At 64.0% G+C, this 18799-nt stretch carries 16 protein-coding genes; 5 read left to right on the top strand and 11 right to left on the bottom strand.

The window, feature by feature from the left end; genetic code table 11:
• The 4 genes from ACFFP0_RS08165 to ACFFP0_RS08150 form a co-directional block, all read left to right on the top strand.
• The coding region (locus ACFFP0_RS08165; protein ID WP_446692707.1) for a dioxygenase family protein at positions 1–478 on the top strand (478 nt) is incomplete at its 5' end.
• A gap of 621 nt (positions 479–1099) precedes the next feature.
• Positions 1100–1771 (top strand): response regulator transcription factor, encoded by a 672-nt coding sequence (locus ACFFP0_RS08160; RefSeq protein WP_377258706.1) that lies wholly within the window; start codon positions 1100–1102, stop codon positions 1769–1771.
• Positions 1771–3108 (top strand): sensor histidine kinase, encoded by a 1338-nt coding sequence (locus tag ACFFP0_RS08155; protein ID WP_377258703.1) that lies wholly within the window; start codon positions 1771–1773, stop codon positions 3106–3108. Before ACFFP0_RS08160 ends, ACFFP0_RS08155 begins: the two co-directional genes overlap by 1 nt.
• A gap of 263 nt (positions 3109–3371) precedes the next feature.
• Positions 3372–4169, top strand: a complete 798-nt coding sequence (locus ACFFP0_RS08150) for a DUF3313 domain-containing protein (protein ID WP_377258700.1) — start codon at positions 3372–3374, stop codon at positions 4167–4169.
• 210 nt (positions 4170–4379) lie between these two features.
• Here ACFFP0_RS08150 and ACFFP0_RS08145 read toward each other — a convergent pair whose 3' ends face one another.
• The 9 genes from ACFFP0_RS08145 to ACFFP0_RS08105 all read right to left on the bottom strand — a co-directional run bounded on the left by ACFFP0_RS08145 (position 4380) and on the right by ACFFP0_RS08105 (position 15366).
• Complete coding sequence (locus tag ACFFP0_RS08145) at positions 4380–5327, bottom strand: sugar-binding transcriptional regulator (RefSeq protein ID WP_377258697.1); 948 nt, start codon at positions 5325–5327, stop codon at positions 4380–4382.
• 30 nt (positions 5328–5357) lie between these two features.
• Positions 5358–6365 (bottom strand): hypothetical protein, encoded by a 1008-nt coding sequence (locus ACFFP0_RS08140; RefSeq protein WP_377258694.1) that lies wholly within the window; start codon positions 6363–6365, stop codon positions 5358–5360.
• Positions 6366–6390: 25 nt separating this feature from the next.
• A complete protein-coding gene (locus ACFFP0_RS08135) occupies positions 6391–7482 on the bottom strand; it encodes an ABC transporter ATP-binding protein (protein WP_377258691.1) in 1092 nt (363 codons plus the stop codon).
• A gap of 9 nt (positions 7483–7491) precedes the next feature.
• Positions 7492–8307, bottom strand: a complete 816-nt coding sequence (locus ACFFP0_RS08130; RefSeq protein WP_377258688.1) for a carbohydrate ABC transporter permease — start codon at positions 8305–8307, stop codon at positions 7492–7494.
• Positions 8295–9167 (bottom strand): carbohydrate ABC transporter permease, encoded by an 873-nt coding sequence (locus ACFFP0_RS08125; protein ID WP_377258685.1) that lies wholly within the window; start codon positions 9165–9167, stop codon positions 8295–8297. Before ACFFP0_RS08125 ends, ACFFP0_RS08130 begins: the two co-directional genes overlap by 13 nt.
• Before the next feature lie 70 nt (positions 9168–9237).
• Positions 9238–10518, bottom strand: coding sequence for an ABC transporter substrate-binding protein (locus ACFFP0_RS08120; protein ID WP_377258682.1), 1281 nt, complete (start codon positions 10516–10518; stop codon positions 9238–9240).
• A 24-nt stretch (positions 10519–10542) separates the two neighbouring features.
• Positions 10543–12039: an FGGY-family carbohydrate kinase gene (locus ACFFP0_RS08115; protein WP_377258679.1), complete on the bottom strand. Its 1497-nt coding sequence runs from the start codon at positions 12037–12039 to the stop codon at positions 10543–10545.
• Positions 12032–13714, bottom strand: coding sequence for a glycerol-3-phosphate dehydrogenase/oxidase (locus ACFFP0_RS08110; RefSeq protein WP_377258794.1), 1683 nt, complete (start codon positions 13712–13714; stop codon positions 12032–12034). The genes ACFFP0_RS08115 and ACFFP0_RS08110 overlap by 8 nt, the downstream gene beginning before the upstream one ends.
• Positions 13715–14394: 680 nt before the next feature.
• A complete protein-coding gene (locus tag ACFFP0_RS08105; protein ID WP_377258676.1) occupies positions 14395–15366 on the bottom strand; it encodes a hypothetical protein in 972 nt (323 codons plus the stop codon).
• A gap of 137 nt (positions 15367–15503) precedes the next feature.
• On the opposite strand from ACFFP0_RS08105, the gene ACFFP0_RS08100 reads away from it, so the two are divergent.
• Complete coding sequence (locus tag ACFFP0_RS08100) at positions 15504–15656, top strand: hypothetical protein (RefSeq protein WP_377258673.1); 153 nt, start codon at positions 15504–15506, stop codon at positions 15654–15656.
• Positions 15657–15796: 140 nt separating this feature from the next.
• Here ACFFP0_RS08100 and ACFFP0_RS08095 read toward each other — a convergent pair whose 3' ends face one another.
• Together ACFFP0_RS08095 and ACFFP0_RS08090 are read right to left on the bottom strand one after the other, a co-directional pair.
• Positions 15797–17596: an NAD(P)-binding domain-containing protein gene (locus ACFFP0_RS08095; RefSeq protein ID WP_377258670.1), complete on the bottom strand. Its 1800-nt coding sequence runs from the start codon at positions 17594–17596 to the stop codon at positions 15797–15799.
• A gap of 74 nt (positions 17597–17670) precedes the next feature.
• The gene (locus tag ACFFP0_RS08090; protein WP_377258667.1) at positions 17671–18744 is read right to left on the bottom strand and encodes a 2,3-butanediol dehydrogenase; all 1074 of its coding nucleotides are present in this window, start codon (positions 18742–18744) and stop codon (positions 17671–17673) included.
• Positions 18745–18799 lie beyond the last annotated feature (55 nt).

Genomic DNA, 18799 nt, shown 5'->3' with positions numbered 1-18799 from the left:
CGACGGCAAGGGCGAAAGCTGCCTCTACGAGGGCCGCGTCCTCGATCTCGACGGCAATCCGGTCGAAGGCGCCAGCATCGACGTCTGGTCCGACAATGCCGACGGCTTCTACGACGTGCAGCAGCCAGGCATCCAGCCCAGGTGGAACAATCGCGGCATCTTCGTCACCGGCCCGGACGGCCGATACCGCTTCACCGGCATCAAGCCGGTCTCCTATCCCATTCCCGACGACGGGCCGGTCGGGCAGATGCTCGCCCATCTCGGACGCCATCCCTACAGGCCGGCGCACATGCATTATCTGGTCAGGGCCAAGGGCTTCCAGAAGCTCGTCACCCACACCTTCGTCGGCGACGATCCCTATCTCCAGTCCGACACCGTCTTCGGCGTCAAGCAGACCCTCGTCGCACCCTTCGAAAGCCTCAAGAACGCTCCGACGCTCTGGCGATCCCCCTTCGATTTCGTCCTCGCCACGGCGTGACCGGAGGAATTCACATCCGGCAATGGCGCAATCGCTCGGCATATAGGAGCACACCCGTTGCTTCATTGTCATTCCAAATGGCTATAAGCAGCCATATGACGACTTATCTTTGTGCCTGAGACAATTTCTGGCGCCTGCCGGCGCCAAGGCCGCCAACGTGCTCATCGTCCTTTCGGACGAAAACCATCTCGACCTCAAGGACGGCAGGGACCGGCTTCTATCCCAACGAACTGCAGGCTATTTGACAAGAAGGATGACGAGCGGTCCGCTCAGAAGCGCGGCCCATATGACGGCCGGTAGGAAATATCGGGAGAAAACACCGGTAACGAACTTTAGACAGGTCATTTTACCTCTCTATCCCCGCTCGCCGATGGTCCGGACGGTCTCCAATTCCGCCGTAACGTCCCCACGGTCAGATCGACGCTGCCGGAAGCAATCCTCATCGTCCATCTAAAAGCCATAACACTGTCCCCTGGTGCACGGGTCTCGTTTTCGCGACCGGATGCCCCCGGTTGCTAGGCTTTGACGATTGCAGCAGCATTACCTTGGCGGCCCGCCATCCCCGTAATGCTGCCGCAACCTTTGCGGCCGACAAGGACCGGACGGAAGGGTGAAGGAACGATGAGACTTCTGCTGATAGAGGACGAAAGAGAACTGGCGGCTGCCCTGTCGGTGGCGCTCGGCAAACATGGCATCGTCACGGACCACACGACGCATCTCGCCGATGCTTTCGAGCTGACCCTCCAGAACGACTACGACGCCATTCTCCTGGACCGGCGTTTGCCGGACGGTGAAGGGCTGACGTTCATTCCGAAGCTACGACAGGCCGGGACGGATGCGCCCATTATCGTGCTGACGGCAAGAAATGAGCCGCTGGAGCGTGTCGAGGGCCTGAATGTCGGCGCCGACGACTATCTGGGCAAGCCTTTCCTCGTCGAGGAATTGATGGCGCGGGTGCGCGCCGTGCTGAGACGGCCACCCAGCCTTGCGGAACCCGGCATCGTCGCCGGCCGGATGACGATCGATCCCCTGCATCTGAATGTCACGATCGAGACGATCTCGCTCGATCTTCCCAGACGCGAGCTTCTCGTTCTCGTGACGCTGGCCAAACGCAAAGGCAAGACCGTCCTTCGCTCGACGCTCGAAGCCGCAGTCTACAATTACGAGGAAGAAATCCAGTCCAATGCGCTCGATGCGCATATCTCCAGGTTGCGCAAGCGGCTGCAGGATGCCGGCACCGGCGTGGTGATCCACAATATCCGGGGCGTCGGATATCTCCTGAAGGAGGAGTGATGCGTTTGGCGGAGAAAGCGAACCCTTCACTTCGGTGGAGGCTGAGCTGGCAGCTCAGCCTTGTCATCGTCACGGTCGTTGCCGCGGTGATCCTCGGGCTTTGCGTCTGGGCGACCACGATCATGTCGCCGAACATCGCCATGGAGGAAAAGATCGGGTCGGCGATCGCCGGGGCCGCGGCGCGCGACGGCCAAGGGCGCCTGGAGCTGCAGGAGACGCCGGAACTGATGGCGCTCAAGCAGCAGAACGGCTCGCTCTGGTATGTGGTGGCCACGGTGGATGGCGCTTCGGTGTCCCACAACACCATCCCCCCGGCCTATGCCGGCCTCGCGCACCTGGTCCACCTGTTCGACGATGCGGACATACGGGGGTCCACGGCGACAAACGAGGTCGCGACGATCGACAATGCCCAAACGGCGGTGGGTGAGGTTCGAATTCTGTTTGGTGGCGTGGCTGACAAGGGCTCGCCCGTTTTCGCCCTTCTGGCCAGGGCCTATCCGATCTATGTCTCTCTGCTCGCAGTCGCCCTGCCCGCGATTTTTCTTGCCGTTCCGCGGATCGTCGGCCATGCGCTTGCACGGGTGAGCGACGTCGCCGAAAGGGCGGCGCAAATCGAGCCGCGCCGGCATGGAGCACGCCTTCCCGTGGGCGGCATCCCGAAGGAAGTCGCTCCGCTGGTCACGGCTTTCAACGGAACGCTCGACCGTCTTGAGAACGAGGCGAGGAAACGCCAGCGCTTCCTGATCGATGCTGCCCATGAGCTCAGGACACCTATCGCGATCATGCAGACACGGATCGACGGAATGCCCGACGGCCGGGAGCGCGAGCGGTTGCTGGGCGATGTCGCCCGTCTGGCCGATACGGCCGAGCAGCTCCTCGATTTCGAACGCAACGACCAGGCGGCGGATTTGCATGAAGCGGTCGACCTCGTCGAAATCGCGCGAGCGGTCGTGGCGGACGTCGCGCCCCTGGCAATCGCAGCCGGCTACCAGATTTCCTTCCAGAGCGAGATGGAGAGGCTCGAACGCAAAGGCAGTCCCTCGGCCCTGGCGAGAGCGATCGGCAACCTGGTCCGCAACGCGATCGACCACGGCGGCAATGGAGGAATGATAACGGTCTCCGTTTCGGCCGGCGGCGAGATCGATGTGGCCGACGAAGGGCCTGGAATACCGCCTGAACATCGAAATCTCGTTTTCGAGCCGTTCTATCGCGCCACTCCCAAGAGCACGGGCGCGGGGCTCGGCCTGAGCCTGGTGAAACAGGTGGTCGCAAATCACGGCGGACAGGTCAGCATCAAGAACGGCTCGACGGGAACACGGGTCACGATCCGGCTTTGACGGACGAAGCGGCTCGTCCTCTGCGAGGGCACGCCTCCATCGTGGCGGCCTGCCGCGTCCCCATTGCGGCTCTTCGCTCCCCATTTTCCGGCGATCCGCCATTGGGGAGCAGTCGCCCGTAATGTTGCGGCAATTCTTCGTTCGCACTGTCCCCGGGATATCAATAACCGAGGCCAGCGAACGTGTGCAGCCATCCCCACCCATTCCGCCGATTTTTCGAATATCCGCCAAGGCCGTCCTGGTTCGCATGCCTGGTCCTCCTCATGACCATGGCAATCACCGGATGCACCTCGGTGCCGGTAAAGGAAGCAGGAACGCTGACCTCCTACAGCAACCTCAGTCCTCCCAGGGGAACATTCACCAAGAAGCGGCTCTATGTCGACGGGCCGCAGCTTGCCCGGATCAAGACGGTCCGGATCGTGCCGACAACCTTCTCCCTCAACGCCGCATCCCGGATCAGGTCGGTGGCCGACCGCGCGCTGGTGTCCAACGTTCTCGACCGGGCGCTCTGCGTCGCGCTCAGCGACAAATATCAAATGGTCCCGGCGAGCGAGCCGGCAGACCTGACCGTTCGCTCGGTGGTCGCCGACATCGTGCCGACCAACAAGGCGATGGCGGGGGTTGCGACTGTCGTCAGCGTCGGCACGGGCTTTGTCCTGCCCATCAGCGTGCCGCGCCTGCCTCTCGGGCTCGGAGGGCTCGCGGTCGAGGCCGAGGCCGTCAATAGCAACGGCCTCCAGAGCGCGGCGATGTTGTGGGCGCGCGGGGCGAACTCGATCCAGAACAACCCGCGCGTTTCCGAAGTCGGTGACGCCTATGGCCTGGCGACGAAATTCGCGGACGAGTTCTCACGAATCCTGATCGCCGGCAAGGAGCCGAAAGGATTGAACATCTCCATCCCGTCACGGCAGCGTATGCAGTCCTGGCTTGGCGGCAAGCCCAAATACGCCGCGTGCGACGCCTTTGGCCGTGCGCCCGGTTTGATCGGCGTCGTAGCCTCCAAATACGGCGCGCCTCCGCAATGGACGGAGAAGAGGCCCTACGCGCTCGCAACCCGCTGACATGTCCCGCACGAAGCAGGCGCGGCGCCTCCGATGCGCCATTTCCGTGCCTGTCGGAAGACCACATCGGATTTCCCGACGATCAGCCGGTTCCGCCGGGCCGATGGACGAACGGAGCAATGGCTGGAACCCCAGGACTTCTCCGTTCGTCCGCCTGCGGCGGGCGGCCTGTTCGGGACAACGCCCGTCCAGGGATCGTTCCGCCCCGGATCAATCCGATTGCGCAAGCAGCACCGCCAGCCGCGCATCGACGACCAGATGGTCGACGAAACCGCCGCGCAGAGCCGCAAGTGCCGCGTCGCGCTTGAAATTGCCGCTGACGACGAGGAGACCTTCCATCGAACGCAGGAGATCGTGGTCGACGCCGATGATGCGCCGGTCGAGGTCGCCGAGAACGGCCTGGCCGTTCCGGTCGATGAAGCGGCCGGCGATGATGCCGACCGCTCCCTTGCGGCGATAGTCCTCGATGTCGTCTTCAGTGGCGATCTTGAACTGCACCACATGGGTGTCGGGCGTGCAGGGACTCAGCGAATAGATCGCCTTGTTGCACTTGCGCAGGTTCTCCAACTGCTCGCGGATGATCGGCTCGCGCTTCAGCGCGTCCGCCAGCTCCGCCGTGGAACAGATGGCCGGCGCGTTGAAATTGATGCAATAGGCGTGCAGCCTGCGGGCGATTTCCGTCGTGCAGCTTTCCGACGTGCTCAGCAGCGGGTTGGCGATGGAGCCGAGAAGCTGGCGGACGGTGAGCTTCTCGATCGGCCAGTCGGGCACGTATTCCGAGACGAAGGAGACCGTCTGCCCCCAGGAGACGCCCAGCACGTCTTCCGGCTGCAGCAGATTGGGCAGGTGATGAGCCGCGACCTCGCACACCGCGCGCGCAAGCGCCTCGCCCTCCGCTCCTTCGTCCGGCACGACATGCACGCTCTTCAGGCCGAACCTCTCGCGCAGCGCGTCGGCCATGGCGTTGATGCGATAATGCTCCGGCGCGATGCGGATGCAGACGATGTTCCGCTCCTTGGCGGTCTTGAGATAGCTGATGACCGTCGGCCGGGACAGCGAGAGCGCATCGGCGATCTCTCCCTGGTTCATGCCGCGGACATAGTACATCCAGGCGACTTCCGCGATGATCTTGCTGGATGGCTGCTGATGGCGGCTCATGACGGGTCCGATCTGCTGGCGCGGGCAGGCTCAGTTGCCTGGCCGCGCTTCTGCTTTCAACACCTCTTCAGATATGACGAGATCGTCGTCAATCGACCGGTCCGGGGAAATCCCGTACTTTTGCAGGTCGCCGTGATAACCGCGAACGGCCTCCCGGGGGCTCGCGTCCCCGCCGGCCACGGCGCGCATCCATGCGACCAATGCCGGCTGGTGTTCGGCCATGTTGATCTTGCGCCCGAAAAGCGCGAGGCGCGCGCCGAAACGTTCGGCCTGGCTGACGAGTTCGAACGTGTCGAGATGCGTACCCGTGCCGCCGCCCAGCACGCCGACAATGATGGACGTGTCGTGCGAGACCAGTTCCTCCAGCGCCGCGGGACCGTTATAGGCGACCTTGAGGAATTCCGGCCGTTCGTCCTTCGTGAGGCCCGCGAGCGTCCTTGCGATGCAATCGTTCACATACATGCCCGTCTCGGCGGCCGAGAGGCCAAGCGGCATGTTCGGATTGAAGATTTCCAGGAAATGCTTCTTGCCGGCGGCGCGTGCCTCGGGACGGAAGCAACGATAGGCCTCCAGCGTCGCAAGGTCGGCCTCGGCGTCGTTGTTGAACGTCATCGAATAGAGGCAAAGCCCGGCCTTCGCCTTCGCAAGATCGGTCGTGCGGAAGGGCCGCGACGGCATGTCACGATACCGCCCGCCCCTGATGATGCCCCAGACGTCCGTCGTGTCGTTGGCGCGGAAGGCCGGCATGACTTTCGAACCGTCGAAGACGCCGCTGTCGGCAAGCGCCTCGATGTTGGAGGTCGAGGCCAGCATGATGTCGACAACATCCTGCTCCACGAGCGCCTTGATCTCGGCGAGGAATTCCTGGCGGCTGCGGTTTCCGGTTGCCCTGCCGCTCGCGTCCCGGCGGCGGCCGGTCGTGAGGATGCCGCCCGAAAGGTCCGCATCCTTGGCGTCGGCGAGCATGAAGTCGCCCTTGCGGTATCCGCCTGCGCGGATACGTCCGATTTTCTCTTCGTAGCGGGTCTTGTTCGTCATCGTGCTGTCCGATCGGATGGTCTGGTCAGGCCGGCCTGCGAAGCGTGCGGCCGGTTTCCTTCGAAAAGAGGTGAATGCTGTCCGGGCCGATGGCGAAGCGGACCGGGGAGCCACCGGAAAGGCTGCGGAAGGCCTTGGTGACGAAGGACATCTCGCGCCCGTCGACATCGACGACGACCTGCCCTTCGCTGCCCATGTTCTCCACGAGGACGACGGTGCCGGAAATCGCGTTCTCGTCCCCTGCCGCCGCAAGGTCCATCTTCGACGGGCGCAAGCCGATCTCGACCGTGGCTCCGTCCGCAAGGGGCGCGAAGTCCGATGCCGGCACCCGCAGGCGGATCGATCCGGACGTCAGTTCGATGGAACCGCCGTCGGCGCGCACCGTGCAGTCGCGGAAATTCATCGCCGGCGAACCGATGAAATCGGCCACGAAGCGCGTCGCCGGCCGGTCGAATATCTCGGACGGCGTGCCCTGCTGCTCGATCGCCCCTGCCCGCATCAGCACGATGCGGTCGGCGATCGTCATGGCCTCGAGCTGGTCGTGCGTGACGAAGATCGTCGTCGTCTTCAGGTCGAGATGCATGCGACGGATTTCCGTTCTCAGCTTCTCGCGCAGCTTGGCGTCGAGGTTCGAGAGCGGTTCGTCGAACAGGAAAAGCTTCGGCGTCTTGATCATGGCGCGCGCCATGGCCACACGCTGCTGCTGGCCGCCGGAGAGATTCCTGGGCTTGCGGTCGAGGAACTGCTCGAGCCCGAGAAGGCCGGAGACCTGCGTGACACGCGCGGCGATCTCGGCCTCCGCCACCTTCTGCCGCCTGAGCCCGAAGGCGATGTTGTCGTAGACGCTCATGTGGGGATAGAGCGCGTAGGACTGGAAAACCATCGCCACGCCGCGCTCGCCCGGCGGCAGGTGGGTGACATCCCGTTCGCCGATCTCGACCTTGCCGCCGGAAATCTCCTCCAGGCCGGCGATCATGCGCAGCATGGTCGACTTGCCGCAGCCGGACGGTCCCAGGAAGACGACGAATTCATGATCGGGAATGTCGAGGTTGAGGTCCTGGATGACCGTGACGCCGCCGTATGACTTGCGGATATTGGTGCATTTGATGTTTGCCATGGGATGTTCCTACTTCCGGCCCGGAGCGACCATGCGGTTGATGAAGCCCATCAGGAGGCCGATGAAGACGAGCGGCGGCAGCACGAGGATGACGGTGGCGGCGTTGATCACGCCCCACGGAACCTCCTTGCCGAGCGAGGTGATGGAGGCGGCGACGACCGGGAGCGTGCCGTTCTCGGCCGCAAGCGTCAGCGCCAGGAGAAGTTCGTTCCAGACCAGAACGAAGGTGAAGACGAGCGCACCGAACAGCGACGGGGCCGCGATCGGCAGCGAGAACTTGAGGAAGATCTCGGCCGGCGTGCAACCTTCCATCGCCGCCGCCTCCTCGATTTCGCGCGGCACGCGTTCGAAGGCCGGCACGGACAGCCAGATCACCGTGGAAACCGTCGTCACCAGATAGACGAGGATCAGACCGAACAGCGTGTCGTAGATGCCGAGGTCGAGGTAGATCACGATAAAGGGTATCGCGATCGCGACCGGAGGCATGAAGCGCAGCGACAGCACGAAGAACTGCATTTCACCCTTGAGCCGCTCCGGCAGGCGCGCCAGCCCGAAAGCCGCGGGTATCCCGAGCAGGGCCCCGAGAAAAACCGACACGCCGACGACGACCACCGAATTGTAGAGGCCATCGCGAATGGAGGGGTTGAGCAGGATGGTGGCGAAGTTCTCCAGCGTCGGCGAAAAGAACAGCTTCGGCACGGGCGTCACGATATCGCGCAGCTTCTTGAAGGAGCTGAGCACAGTCCAGAGGATCGGCGCCAGTGCCACGAGGACGAATAGCGCCAGCAGGCCTCTGGAAAGGATGCGGCTGATCAGGCGGCCCATTTGCGGATACCTTTCCAGACGAGCGTGAAGATGACGATGGTGATCAGGAGGAGCAGGATCGACATGGCCGAGGCGTAGGAGACGCGGCCCCCGAGGTTGATGCCCATCTGGTAGGCGTAGAGATCGAGCGTCTCGGTCGCGGTGCCCGGCCCGCCACCGGTCATCACGAAGATAAGGTCGAAGGAACGCAGCGATTCCACGGCCTTCACCAGGGCGAGGCTGATGATCGGCGTGCGCAGCATCGGCAGCGTGACATAGGCGTGGATTTCCCAGGTGCGCGCATTGTCGAGCTGCGCGGCCTCGATCGGGTCCTTGGGCAGGGTTTCCAGCAGTTTCAGCAGGATGACGGTGAAGAACAGGCCCCATTGCCAGATATCGACCGCAGCGACCGAGAAGAGCGCCAGCGAGGGACTTGCGAGGAACTCGAACTGCCCCAGCCCGAGGAGATCGCAGACATAGTTGATGAGACCGAGCGTCGGCGAATACAGGAAGCGCCAGATGAAGGCGGCCGCCACACGCGGCAGCAGAACAGGCGCGAGGAATGCGAGGCAGATCAGGTTGCGGGCCGCCTGGGACCTGGTGTTCTCGAAAAGGAACACCGCAAGCAGGATGGCAAGCAGCAGTGATCCGGCCACGGTGATCGCTTCCCAGAGCGCGGAGATCTTCAGCGCATTCAGGAACCGCCGATCGCCGAGCAGGCGCTGGTAGTTGTAAAGCCCCACGAAATCATAGTCCGGATAGCGCAGGGACCTGTCCATCACCGAGAAGTAAAGCGCTCCGGCGATCGATATCAGCGCGAGCGCGGCCAGAAGGCTGAAAGCCGGCGTCAGCGTCCAGAAAAGGAAGCGTCTTTGTTGCATTCCGTAGACCTTCGAACAGGAGGGAAGTGGCCGGACGGAGACCGCCCGGCCGACGGTCTTTCGCGGGCGCCTATTTCTTGACGCGGCGCAGGGCGTCTTCGGCGGAGAAGGCCGCCTCGTCGAGCGCACCCCGGATATCGGTCTTCGTGCCGGTGAAGATCTCCTCCAGCACGAGGCCCAGTTCGTCGCCGATTTCCGGCCAGGCGGGATTTGCCATGATCAGCAGGTTCGTACGCGGCCCCGTGGCAAGCAGCGCCTCGATGTACTCGGCCGGCACCGCCTTGCGGAAGGCCTCGCTTTCCAGCGTCGAGCGGCGGCCGATATCGGAGGCGATACCGTCGGCGAGCCGATGGGCTTCCATCTCCTTGGACGTGGCCCAGCCGACGAAGTCGCCGCTGATCTTCTTCGTGCACTCATCCTTGGCGCCGACAGCCGAGACCGCGAACCCGTGCGCCCAGCCAGCGGAGCCGAGCGGTTCGGGCGGTGGCGCATAACCGACCTTGCCCTTCACGATCGACTTTTCCGGATCTTCCATCCATGGTCCGAAGACATCGGATTCGATCAGGTAGGCCACCTGGCCGCCCCGGAAGGCCTCGACGGAATCCGACCAGTTGAACGTACCCACGCCGGGCGGCGCATATTTCATCAGGTCGACATAGAGTTCGGTCGCCTTCACGCCCGTTTCGGAGTTGAAGGCGGGCTGGTCGCCATCGAGCCACTTGCCGCCAAGCCCGCGGAAAAAGGGCGTCCAGCGCCACACGTTCATACCTGAGCCGCGCTGGCCCCGGGCCGACCAGCCGTAGAGCTTGTTGGCCGGATCGTTGACCGCCTTGATCCCCGCGACCAGCTCATCGAGCGTCCTGGGAACCGGAAGGCCCTTCTGCTGGAGAATGTCCTTGCGGTAGATGAGGATGTCCCCACCGCCGACGAAGGGCGCGAAATACTGCTTCCCCTTGAAGCTCGCCACGTTGGACAGATCGACCCGGAAATCGGAAATGTCGTATTCCGCAGGCAGCACATCGGCGAGCGGATAGACCCAGCCGGCCGTCGCATATTCGGCGATGTTCGCTTCGTCGACATAGAGGACCTGATAGGCCCCGGCGCCTGTCGAGGCATCGAGCCGCGCCTTCGCCCGCCGCTCGTTCTCCCCGAGCAGCGTGATCTTCACGGTGGTCTTCCATTTCTTGTTGAACTCGCCGAGATACCGGTCGAGCGCCGTCACCGAGGGCATGCCCTGCCCGATCACGTTGATCGTCGGCACCTTGCCGACGCAGGCATCGGCCTGCGCCATGGCCGCGGCCGGCATGGCCAGCAGGCAGGCCGATCCGAATAATAGGGTCTTCATCTTCATGTCACTCCTCCTCTTCTTGAAGAACTATTGGGGGGCCTGCCGCTCCGGCTCTTCGAACAGCCCGGCAAGCGTCTTGTCGACGGTCAGGAACTCGCGGTAGCGATCCTCGTAGAATGCGCGGCGTGCCGGGTCCGGCTCGCTCGACCGGGTCACGCGGCACATCGCCCGCACGGCGGCCGGAAGGTCGGGGTGCACTCCGGCCGCCACCGAGGCGCAGATGGCGGTTCCGAGCGCTCCGATCTCGTCGCCCTCGCATACCTCCACCGGAAGGCCGCAGACGTCCGCGAAGATCTGCGTCCACGCCCGGCTCTTCGATGCGCCCCCGGCCAGCCGGATGACGCCCGGCCTGCGAGGTGCGAGATAGGCCGTGACCTCCTCCCCGTGCCGCCGGTGCTGGAACGCCACGCCCTCGTAGATCGCGCGCAGCATGGAACCACGGTCGTCCGAATTGACGAGGCCGACGAAGGCGCCCCTGCGCGGATGCGGGCCGTTGACATAGGGGAGGAAATGGCAGCGCCGGCCGTCCACCGCGCTTGCGGCCACCAGTTCGTTGGCCTCGTCGAAGGTCACGCTGCCGCCAGCCGCATGCGAGAGATACCATGTGAGGTTTCCCGCCGATGTGGGGCTGCCCGTCGCCAGCAGCCGGCAGGCGCGGTCCCGATGCAGCATATTGAGGATGGGCGGCCTGCCTTCGACCTTCCCTGCATGCTCCACGGCATTGATCGACCAGGTGCCGGCGATCATCGTCAGGGCGCCGTTGCCGAGCGCGCCGGAACCAAGCACGCAAGCGCCGACATCCATCATGCCCGCCACGACCGGCGTTCCCTCGACAAGTCCGGTTTCGGCCGCGGCCATCCGGCTCACGGAGCCGGCAACCGCCGAATTCTCGACGACGGGCGGCATGCGCTCGAAAAACTCGGGAATGCCGAGACGCTGGAACAACGCCGCGTCGTAACCGCCTTTCTCCAGATCGAAGAGGCCGCCGCCACTCGCATCGGTCGGCTCCGTCGCCGCAACGCCGGTGAGACGCATGCGCAGGAAATCCTTGCAGGAAAGGGCAAACCGCGTCCGGCGCACGATCCCGGGCTCGTTGCGCGCGAGCCATACGAGCTGCATCACCGTCTGGCCGCCCCAGACCTGCTGGCCGGTAACGGCTTCGATGCCGGCGGCGGTCCCGTCACGCACCATCGCATCGACAAGCGGCTGGGCGCGGTGGTCGACGGAGACGATCCCGTCGCGGGTTGCCCGCCCCTCGCCGTCGACGAGAAAGACGCCGTTGCCGAAGCCGGTGCAGCCGACGACCGCGATCCTCTCCGCCGGAACCTCCGTCGCCGTCAGTTCGCGGATGGCACGCGCGGTCTTCTGCCAGAACGGCTCCGCCTCCCGCTCCACCCAGCCATTCGGGCGGTGCAGCGTCACGATGTCGATGGCCTTCAGTGCGACGAGCCGCCCTTCCGCGTCGAAAACCGCCGCCTTGACGGCCGTGCCACCGGCGTCGATGGAGAGGAACAGGTCACGCATGCCGAACCTCCCTGGCCGGGGCCGGTGCGAAGATCACCGTCTGCAGCCCAAGACAGAAGGAGACCTGCGCGCGCATCCACTCCTCGTCCTTTCCCCTGGTTTCGGCCAGGATGCGGCCCAGTTCGCCGACTGCGGCCGGTGTGCAGCGGCCTTCCGCCACGACCTGCATGCGCCGCAGGATCAGGTCGTCGAGGAAGAGCGCCGCTCTCTGCTCGATCAGCCAGACGATCTCGCGGCGGGTATGGTCCGGAAGGCTGCCAAGCGGCGCATCGGTGCCGCCAGAACAGAAATCCGCCACCGCGCCCGCAAGGGCGCCGTAGCGCCGGACCAGGACATCCGCCCGGTCCGAAGGAATGTCCGCCCGGGCCTTGAGCCGCACGCGCACCGCCGCAAGCTGGTCGGCTCCCGGATAGAAACGCCGCCGCGTGTCGACCTTGCGATGGCGCGAGAGGCGTTGCAGTACGCGGTCCGTGGCCTGCTCGCTGAACGCGCGGAACGTCGTCCATTTGCCGCCGACGAGCGACAGGACGGATATGCCCCCGCGCGGCAGCGTGTCCTCGGCGATCAGATGGTCCCGGTTGGCCCGGTTGGCGCTCTCATGGCCGCCGGCCTGAAGGGGGCGGATGCCGCTCGTCACCGCAACGATATGGTCCTCCGTCACGGTGATGTCGTCGAAAAGGCGCGAGATCGCCTGCGTCAGGTACTCGATCTCGGACGGGGCGACGATATTGTCATCGGGATCGCCGACCGGGATTTCCGTCGTACCGAGAAGCACGGTGCCATCCAGCGGATAGGAAATCACCATCCGGCCCGTGCCATCGTCAAAATAGAAGGCGCGGCCCGCCATACGTTCGAAGAGCGCATCGTGGCGCAGCAGGAGATGCGCTCCCTTGACCGGCCGAATATAGGCCGTCGAAAGACCGAGATCGGCATTGACAGCATCCACCCAGGCACCGGCGGCGTTGACGATCAGCTTCGGCCGCAGCGTGTAGGCATTGCCTTTCGCGGGATCGACGACGGTGATCCCCCCGTCGATCCCCTGCGACCAGGTGATATGGTTGAGGCAGGCCGCGTTGCGGCTGGAAGCCAGCGCGCCTTCCAGCATCTCCAGCACCAGCGCTTCCGGATTGCAGATGCGCGCGTCGTAATAGCGAATGAGCGCCTTGTAGCGGGATGACAGTGCGGCGGGAAACCGGCTCTTCGAAAGGGTGATGTCGTGGGACGGCAGCACCTTTTCCACGCGCCCGAGGAGTTCATAGAGGAAAAGCGCGCCCTGGAGGGCAGCCGCGCTCAGCCGCGTATCCTTCGACGAAAACCCCAGGAAACGCCGGATCGACCCGGTAAGCCCGCCGAGAAGATTGGTGAGCGGCACGGCGATTTCCAGCGGAGACGTGACATGCGGAGCATATTTGAGCAGCAGGTTGCGCTCCCGCGTGGATTCGGCGACGAGCTTGAATTCCCGGTTTTCGAGATAACGCAGGCCGCCATGGGCCATGCGCGAGGATGCGCCGCTCGCACCCTTGCAAAAGTCGGCCCTGTCCAGCAGGACGGCCGGCACATCGTTGAGCGCGAGGTCCCGCAGCACTGCAACGCCGTTGACGCCGCCGCCGATCACAAGCACGTCGACGGGCATCCCCGACGCAAGGCGCCGGAGGCTTTCCTCCCGGATATTCATCGACAAGTCACTCCTCCTCCGGGGTGCGCTGTCGCATCCGCCGGTGTGGATAGCTATTCATGTTTGATTTATTTTTGTCAATGTTATTTTATTTTTATAAATTTCATACTGTCGCATATCTGAGACAGCGTGTGCGGAGATGCTCGCAGGGTTCTGCGTCGAGGGCGGCACCGGGACAGTTTCAATCGGGAACGGCCGTCATCGAGATCGGCCAGGACCGGCGGCCCTGCTGGCGGCGGAATGAACGTCAGCCGATGGAATCCTGGGGCGGTCATGTGCACCGGCGCGTCTTCTGCGCGCGTCGCTCAACAATCCAGATTCTCAGGAATTGCCGCGCCGGATCATCGGGTATCGGCTGGAAAGCCTCGCCATCCTCAGGCTCTAGGACAATGCGATTGAAGACTGAACGGAACCGCCAGGCGGCGCGCTTGTCCCCTGACGATATGCTCTGTTCCGCGTCCACAACCGTCACAAAAACCCCCTCGCCGGGGTAGTGGCGAGGGGCAGGCGACTGGAGGCTGACAGAGGCCTCGGAGGCAATACTAGAGAATGATGCCAGCAAGTGTCGTGACTTTGGCGTGACACAATTGGCGATTGCTGTCTGGCGCCTCCCACCGCAGATAGCCAGAACCGTCGTCCGGCTGGAATCGGCGGTTCGTTCGGCGGGCAGGAGAGCGCCGTCACTCCGGTCGCAATCGCTCCGCGAAGGCGCGCGCCTTGCGCAGAAGCCCCTGCAGGAATTCGCGGTACTCGGGCGTGACGTCCCAGAACACCATGTCGACGGGATGGACCTGTGTGCAATGTTGCGGGAACGCCAGCACATGATAACGGTCGACATCGCCGATCCAGGTCGCCCGCTCGAATTCCTCCTTGCCGATGGCTCCGGCGGCGAGCATCGCCTCCAGTTCCTTCCGGTTCAGCAGGGGCGGATCGGAGCGGCGCTTGATCGGCACAAGATCGCCACCGGGCCGGTATGCGAAGAAATGCTCCGTCGTCTCTTCCACGCGGTCATGCAAGACGCGGATCGTGACGCAGACCTCGCCGTAATCGCAATCGACCGGCTTCTGCACCGTCAGGGGCGGCCTCGCCTTTCTGGCCAGGGCGATTTGCGCGATGCCGTTCGATATCGGCACCGGCTCCCGGAAGTCCAGGAAATTGCCGGCGGTCGGGCATTTCACGTCGTTGACAAGGATGTCCTGCTCTCCGTTCAGGCAATAGCAGCCGTCCGGTGCGATATAATCCGCGCGAAACCCCAGAAGGATGAACGGCACGCCGGGAGCGATGAGATTGAGCCGCAGGCCGAAACTGAAGCGGCCGTTGTCCTCGTATTTCTCGTCGCCGAAGGCGATGTGGTTGACGCCCCCGATCGTCACGAGCGTCAGGAATCCGGGTTCGTCGGGCTGGGGAAAGCCGGCAACGATGAGATCATCGACCCTGACCCCGCACAGTTCGGCGAAAATGCGGATATTGGTCAGCGTGATCCGCGTATGGGTCTTGCCGTTCTTGCCGGTGCCGCGGATGCGTGTCAGCGGCCCTGCCCCGAGCTTCTCGCTTATGAACTTCGTAAAGGAAGGATTACGGGCCTGCGCGGCCCGATAGGCGCTTTCCGCCTTTGCGCAATCGACCCATCGCTCTTCCCCTCGCAGGTTCATCACGCCGTTCCCCGGTTGCGCCTGCACATCAACCTACACGAAGCTTCGCGTCCGTGAAGATGGTTTTCCGCTCTGCCATAACGAAATCAGTCCAAGCGCGCGGACCCCGACAGAACCAACGACAAGGAAAACGAACGATGCCGAAGTCCTTCCCCGAAAAGCAGACCAGCCGGATTGCCGTCACCCGCTCCGCACGGTCGACAAACCTGATCATCGAAGGCCGGGCTGCTCTCGCGGTCGCCGGAGTGATCGCTCTCGCCTATATCGCCTACCTGGCTTTCATGCACTGAGCATCATGTCCACCGGAGGCACATGCCTCCGGTGGACTTTCAATGCATTGCCGCCGGGCCTCGCGCCGATGAACGACGACACGGCGTTCGGCGCGTGCCGTACGCGACGGGCAGCGGACCGGCTGGTGCAGGAGCGCCGGTTATTTCCGGTGATGCACCTCCTGGCGGCCGTAGACGGGCGTCGGAATACCCTCCAGCCGGGCTTTCAGCTGCAGCGCCAGGTATTGGGAATAGTGGCGCGACTGGTGCAGGTTGCCGCCGTGGAACCACAAGGCCTCCTGCTGTGTCGGCTTCCACATGTTGCGCTGCTCGCCCTCCCAGGGGCCGGGGTCCTTTGGCGTATCGGAACCGAGGCCCCAGACCTTGCCGACCCTGTCCGCCGTCTCCTGGTCGATCAGGTCGGCCACCCAGCCGTTCATCGAACCGTAGCCCGTCGCATAGACGATGACGTCGGCCGGGATTTCCCTGCCATCGGCAAGCTTCACGCCGTTCTCCGTCAATTCCTGGACCTGGCCGGCGGCCAGCTTGATCTTGCCGTCGATGATCAGTTGCGACGCGCCGATGTCGATATAGTAGCCGGAACCGCGACGCAGGTATTTCATGAACAGGCCCGACCCGTCGGTCCCCCAGTCGAGCTGGAAACCCGCCTTTTCCAGCGCCGCATAGAAGTCGGCGTCCCGCTCCCTCATCCTGTCGTAGAGCGGAATCTGGAACTCGTGCATGATCCGGTAGGGCAGCGACGCGAAGATAAGGTCGGCCTTGGCGGTCGTCACCCCGTTGGCCACGGCCTGCTCCGAATAAAGCGCCCCGAGCCCGATATCCATCAGCGTATCCGACTTGACGATATGGGTCGTCGAACGCTGGATCATGGTCACGTCGACGCCGGCCTCATGAAGCGCGGCGCAGATGTCATGGGCGGAATTGTTCGAACCGATCACCACGACCTTCTTTCCCTTGTAGCCGTCGGGGCCGGGATGCTGCGAGGAATGGTGTTGCTCGCCCTTGAAGCGGTCGCGGCCCTTGAAGTCCGGAATGTTGGGCTTTCCGGACATGCCGGTCGCGAAGACGAGCTGCTTTGGATGCAGGACGACATCCTCGCCGTCACGGTCGACGACGACGGTCCACTCCTTTTTCGCCTCGTCCCACGTCGCCGATTTCGCCGTGGAGCGGGTCCAGTAGTTCAGTTCCATCACCTTCGTGTAGAACTCCAGCCAGTCGCCGATCTTGTCCTTCGGCGAGAAGATCGGCCAGTTCTTGGGAAAATCGATATAGGGCAGATGGTCGTACCAGACCGGATCGTGCAGGCAGAGCGACTTGTAGCGCTTGCGCCAGGAATCGCCCGGCCGGTCGTTCTTCTCCAGGATGATGGTCGGCACGCCGAGCTGCCGGAGCCGTGCGCCGAGCGCGATGCCGCCCTGCCCGCCGCCGATGACGACGACATAGGGCTGTTTTTCGTAACCGAGCGTGCGGGCTTCCTCGTCCCGTTCCTCCTTCCAGGTCCTGGCGCCGAGGTTCTGCCCGTGCTTCGCCCCGAGCGGGCGCGTGAAGCCTGCCTTTTCCTCATGCCCCTTCAGTTCGACGAGCGCCGTCAGCAAGGTCCAGATCAGGCCGTTCTTGAAGCGCACGAGACCATAGCCGCGTCCGGCACCGGTTTCGAACGAGATCCAGCTTTCGAGCACGCCGTCGTTTTCCGTTGCCTCCTCGCCGCCGGCGACCTGCCAATTGGACGGCCTGGTGAGGGCTAGCTGCGATTGCAGCATGTCGCGCACCTGGTCGCGTCCTTCCACCGTCTTGATGTTCCAGGTGAAGGCCACCAGGTCGCGCCAATAGCATTCCTCGGCGAACATGCCGGTCGCGTCCTCGATCCTGCCGGCCTCAAGCGCGGCGCCAAACTTGTCGAGAAGCGCCTGCACGCGCGTGGTGACTGTCTTGTCGAGCATTTCATCTCCTCCTGCTCTTCGTGAAAAGGGGCGGCTCCTCAACCGCCCCCCGGGGGTGGATCGGGGTGGATCGCCTATCGGGACAGATCGATGAGGATCTTCAGGTGCCTGCCGGCGGGGTCGAGAAGCTGGTCGAAACCCTCCGTCACCGCCTCCGACAGGGATACGAGCCTGGTGACGATCTTCCGCGCGGGGATCTGTCCGCTGGCGATCAGGCGCGAGACGCGCGGCCAGTAGTGCGTCGGATAGGCCCAGGAGCCGCGGATATCGATGTCCTTGAAGGTCACATCGAACCAGTTGAGCGGGTTTTCACCGGGATGCAGCCCCGTCTGGACGACCACGCCCTGCTTGCGCACGGCATCGGCGCAAGCCTTGAGCGCATGCTCGTTGCCGACGCATTCGATCGCGACATCGCAGCCGACGCCACCTTCCGTTTCCGCGCGAACGACGTCGCCGACCTTCTCGGATTTCGGATTGATCGTCCTCACCTCGCCCAGCGCTTCCTTCGCAAGCCTCAGGCGGGTGTCGTTGAGGTCGGATACGAAGATCTGGGTCGCACCGGCCGCCCGCGCGGCCATGGCGGTCAGGATGCCGATCGGCCCGGCTCCGGTCACGAGCACGCTGTTGCCCGCCGTGACGCCCGCCCGGTCGCAGGCATAAACGGCAACGGCGGTCGGCTCGACGAGCGCCGCCTCCTCGTCGCTCAGGCTGTCGGGTATCGGCTGGACATTGTAGTCGTTGAGCAGCGCGGCCTTCGCCATGCCGCCTGAATGCCAGGAGAGGCCGACGAGAGCGAGCTGCGAACTCAGATGGAAGAGGCCCCGTTCCGCATAATAGTCTCCGACGCGCGGCATGATGAGCGGCTGTACCGAAACGCGGTCGCCGGCCTTCACATGCGTGACGCCGGCCCCGACCGCCGTCACCACGCCGCCGAATTCATGGCCGAGCACCTGCGGGCCGTGGGCCTTGGTGAAGGGATGCGGCTCCTTCGGCACGAAAATCGGTCCATAGGCATATTCGTGCAGGTCCGTGCCGCATATGCCGCAGAAGCGGTTCTCGATCAGGACCTCGCTCTCGCCGGGTGCGCCCGGCGCCGGAATGTCCTCGATGCGCAGGTCCTTCGCCGCATGGAAGCGGAGTGCTTGCATTTGCTGTTTCCTCCTGGTCGTTCTTGCGACAAAGAGGTCAGCAAGCGCCGTGCCA

Source organism: Neorhizobium puerariae (genome assembly GCF_042429745.1).
Lineage (GTDB): Bacteria > Pseudomonadota > Alphaproteobacteria > Rhizobiales > Rhizobiaceae > Neorhizobium > Neorhizobium puerariae.
The sequence above is the reverse complement of the archived record's forward strand: the minus strand, read 5'-3'. Positions and strand labels throughout refer to the sequence as shown.

Bases quoted from the DNA above. Each gene is read 5' to 3' on its own strand.
- ACFFP0_RS08120 (WP_377258682.1), bottom strand. From the start codon at position 10,518: ATGAAGATGAAGACCCTATTATTCGGATCGGCCTGCCTGCTGGCCATG.
- ACFFP0_RS08125 (WP_377258685.1), bottom strand. From the start codon at position 9,167: ATGCAACAAAGACGCTTCCTTTTCTGGACGCTGACGCCGGCTTTCAGC.
- ACFFP0_RS08105 (WP_377258676.1), bottom strand. From the start codon at position 15,366: ATGAACCTGCGAGGGGAAGAGCGATGGGTCGATTGCGCAAAGGCGGAA.
- ACFFP0_RS08145 (WP_377258697.1), bottom strand. From the start codon at position 5,327: ATGAGCCGCCATCAGCAGCCATCCAGCAAGATCATCGCGGAAGTCGCC.
- ACFFP0_RS08095 (WP_377258670.1), bottom strand. From the start codon at position 17,596: ATGCTCGACAAGACAGTCACCACGCGCGTGCAGGCGCTTCTCGACAAG.
- ACFFP0_RS08150 (WP_377258700.1), top strand. From the start codon at position 3,372: ATGACCATGGCAATCACCGGATGCACCTCGGTGCCGGTAAAGGAAGCA.
- ACFFP0_RS08155 (WP_377258703.1), top strand. From the start codon at position 1,771: ATGCGTTTGGCGGAGAAAGCGAACCCTTCACTTCGGTGGAGGCTGAGC.
- ACFFP0_RS08160 (WP_377258706.1), top strand. From the start codon at position 1,100: ATGAGACTTCTGCTGATAGAGGACGAAAGAGAACTGGCGGCTGCCCTG.
- ACFFP0_RS08135 (WP_377258691.1), bottom strand. From the start codon at position 7,482: ATGGCAAACATCAAATGCACCAATATCCGCAAGTCATACGGCGGCGTC.
- ACFFP0_RS08090 (WP_377258667.1), bottom strand. From the start codon at position 18,744: ATGCAAGCACTCCGCTTCCATGCGGCGAAGGACCTGCGCATCGAGGAC.
- ACFFP0_RS08110 (WP_377258794.1), bottom strand. From the start codon at position 13,714: ATGAATATCCGGGAGGAAAGCCTCCGGCGCCTTGCGTCGGGGATGCCC.
- ACFFP0_RS08100 (WP_377258673.1), top strand. From the start codon at position 15,504: ATGCCGAAGTCCTTCCCCGAAAAGCAGACCAGCCGGATTGCCGTCACC.
- ACFFP0_RS08115 (WP_377258679.1), bottom strand. From the start codon at position 12,039: ATGCGTGACCTGTTCCTCTCCATCGACGCCGGTGGCACGGCCGTCAAG.
- ACFFP0_RS08140 (WP_377258694.1), bottom strand. From the start codon at position 6,365: ATGACGAACAAGACCCGCTACGAAGAGAAAATCGGACGTATCCGCGCA.
- ACFFP0_RS08130 (WP_377258688.1), bottom strand. From the start codon at position 8,307: ATGGGCCGCCTGATCAGCCGCATCCTTTCCAGAGGCCTGCTGGCGCTA.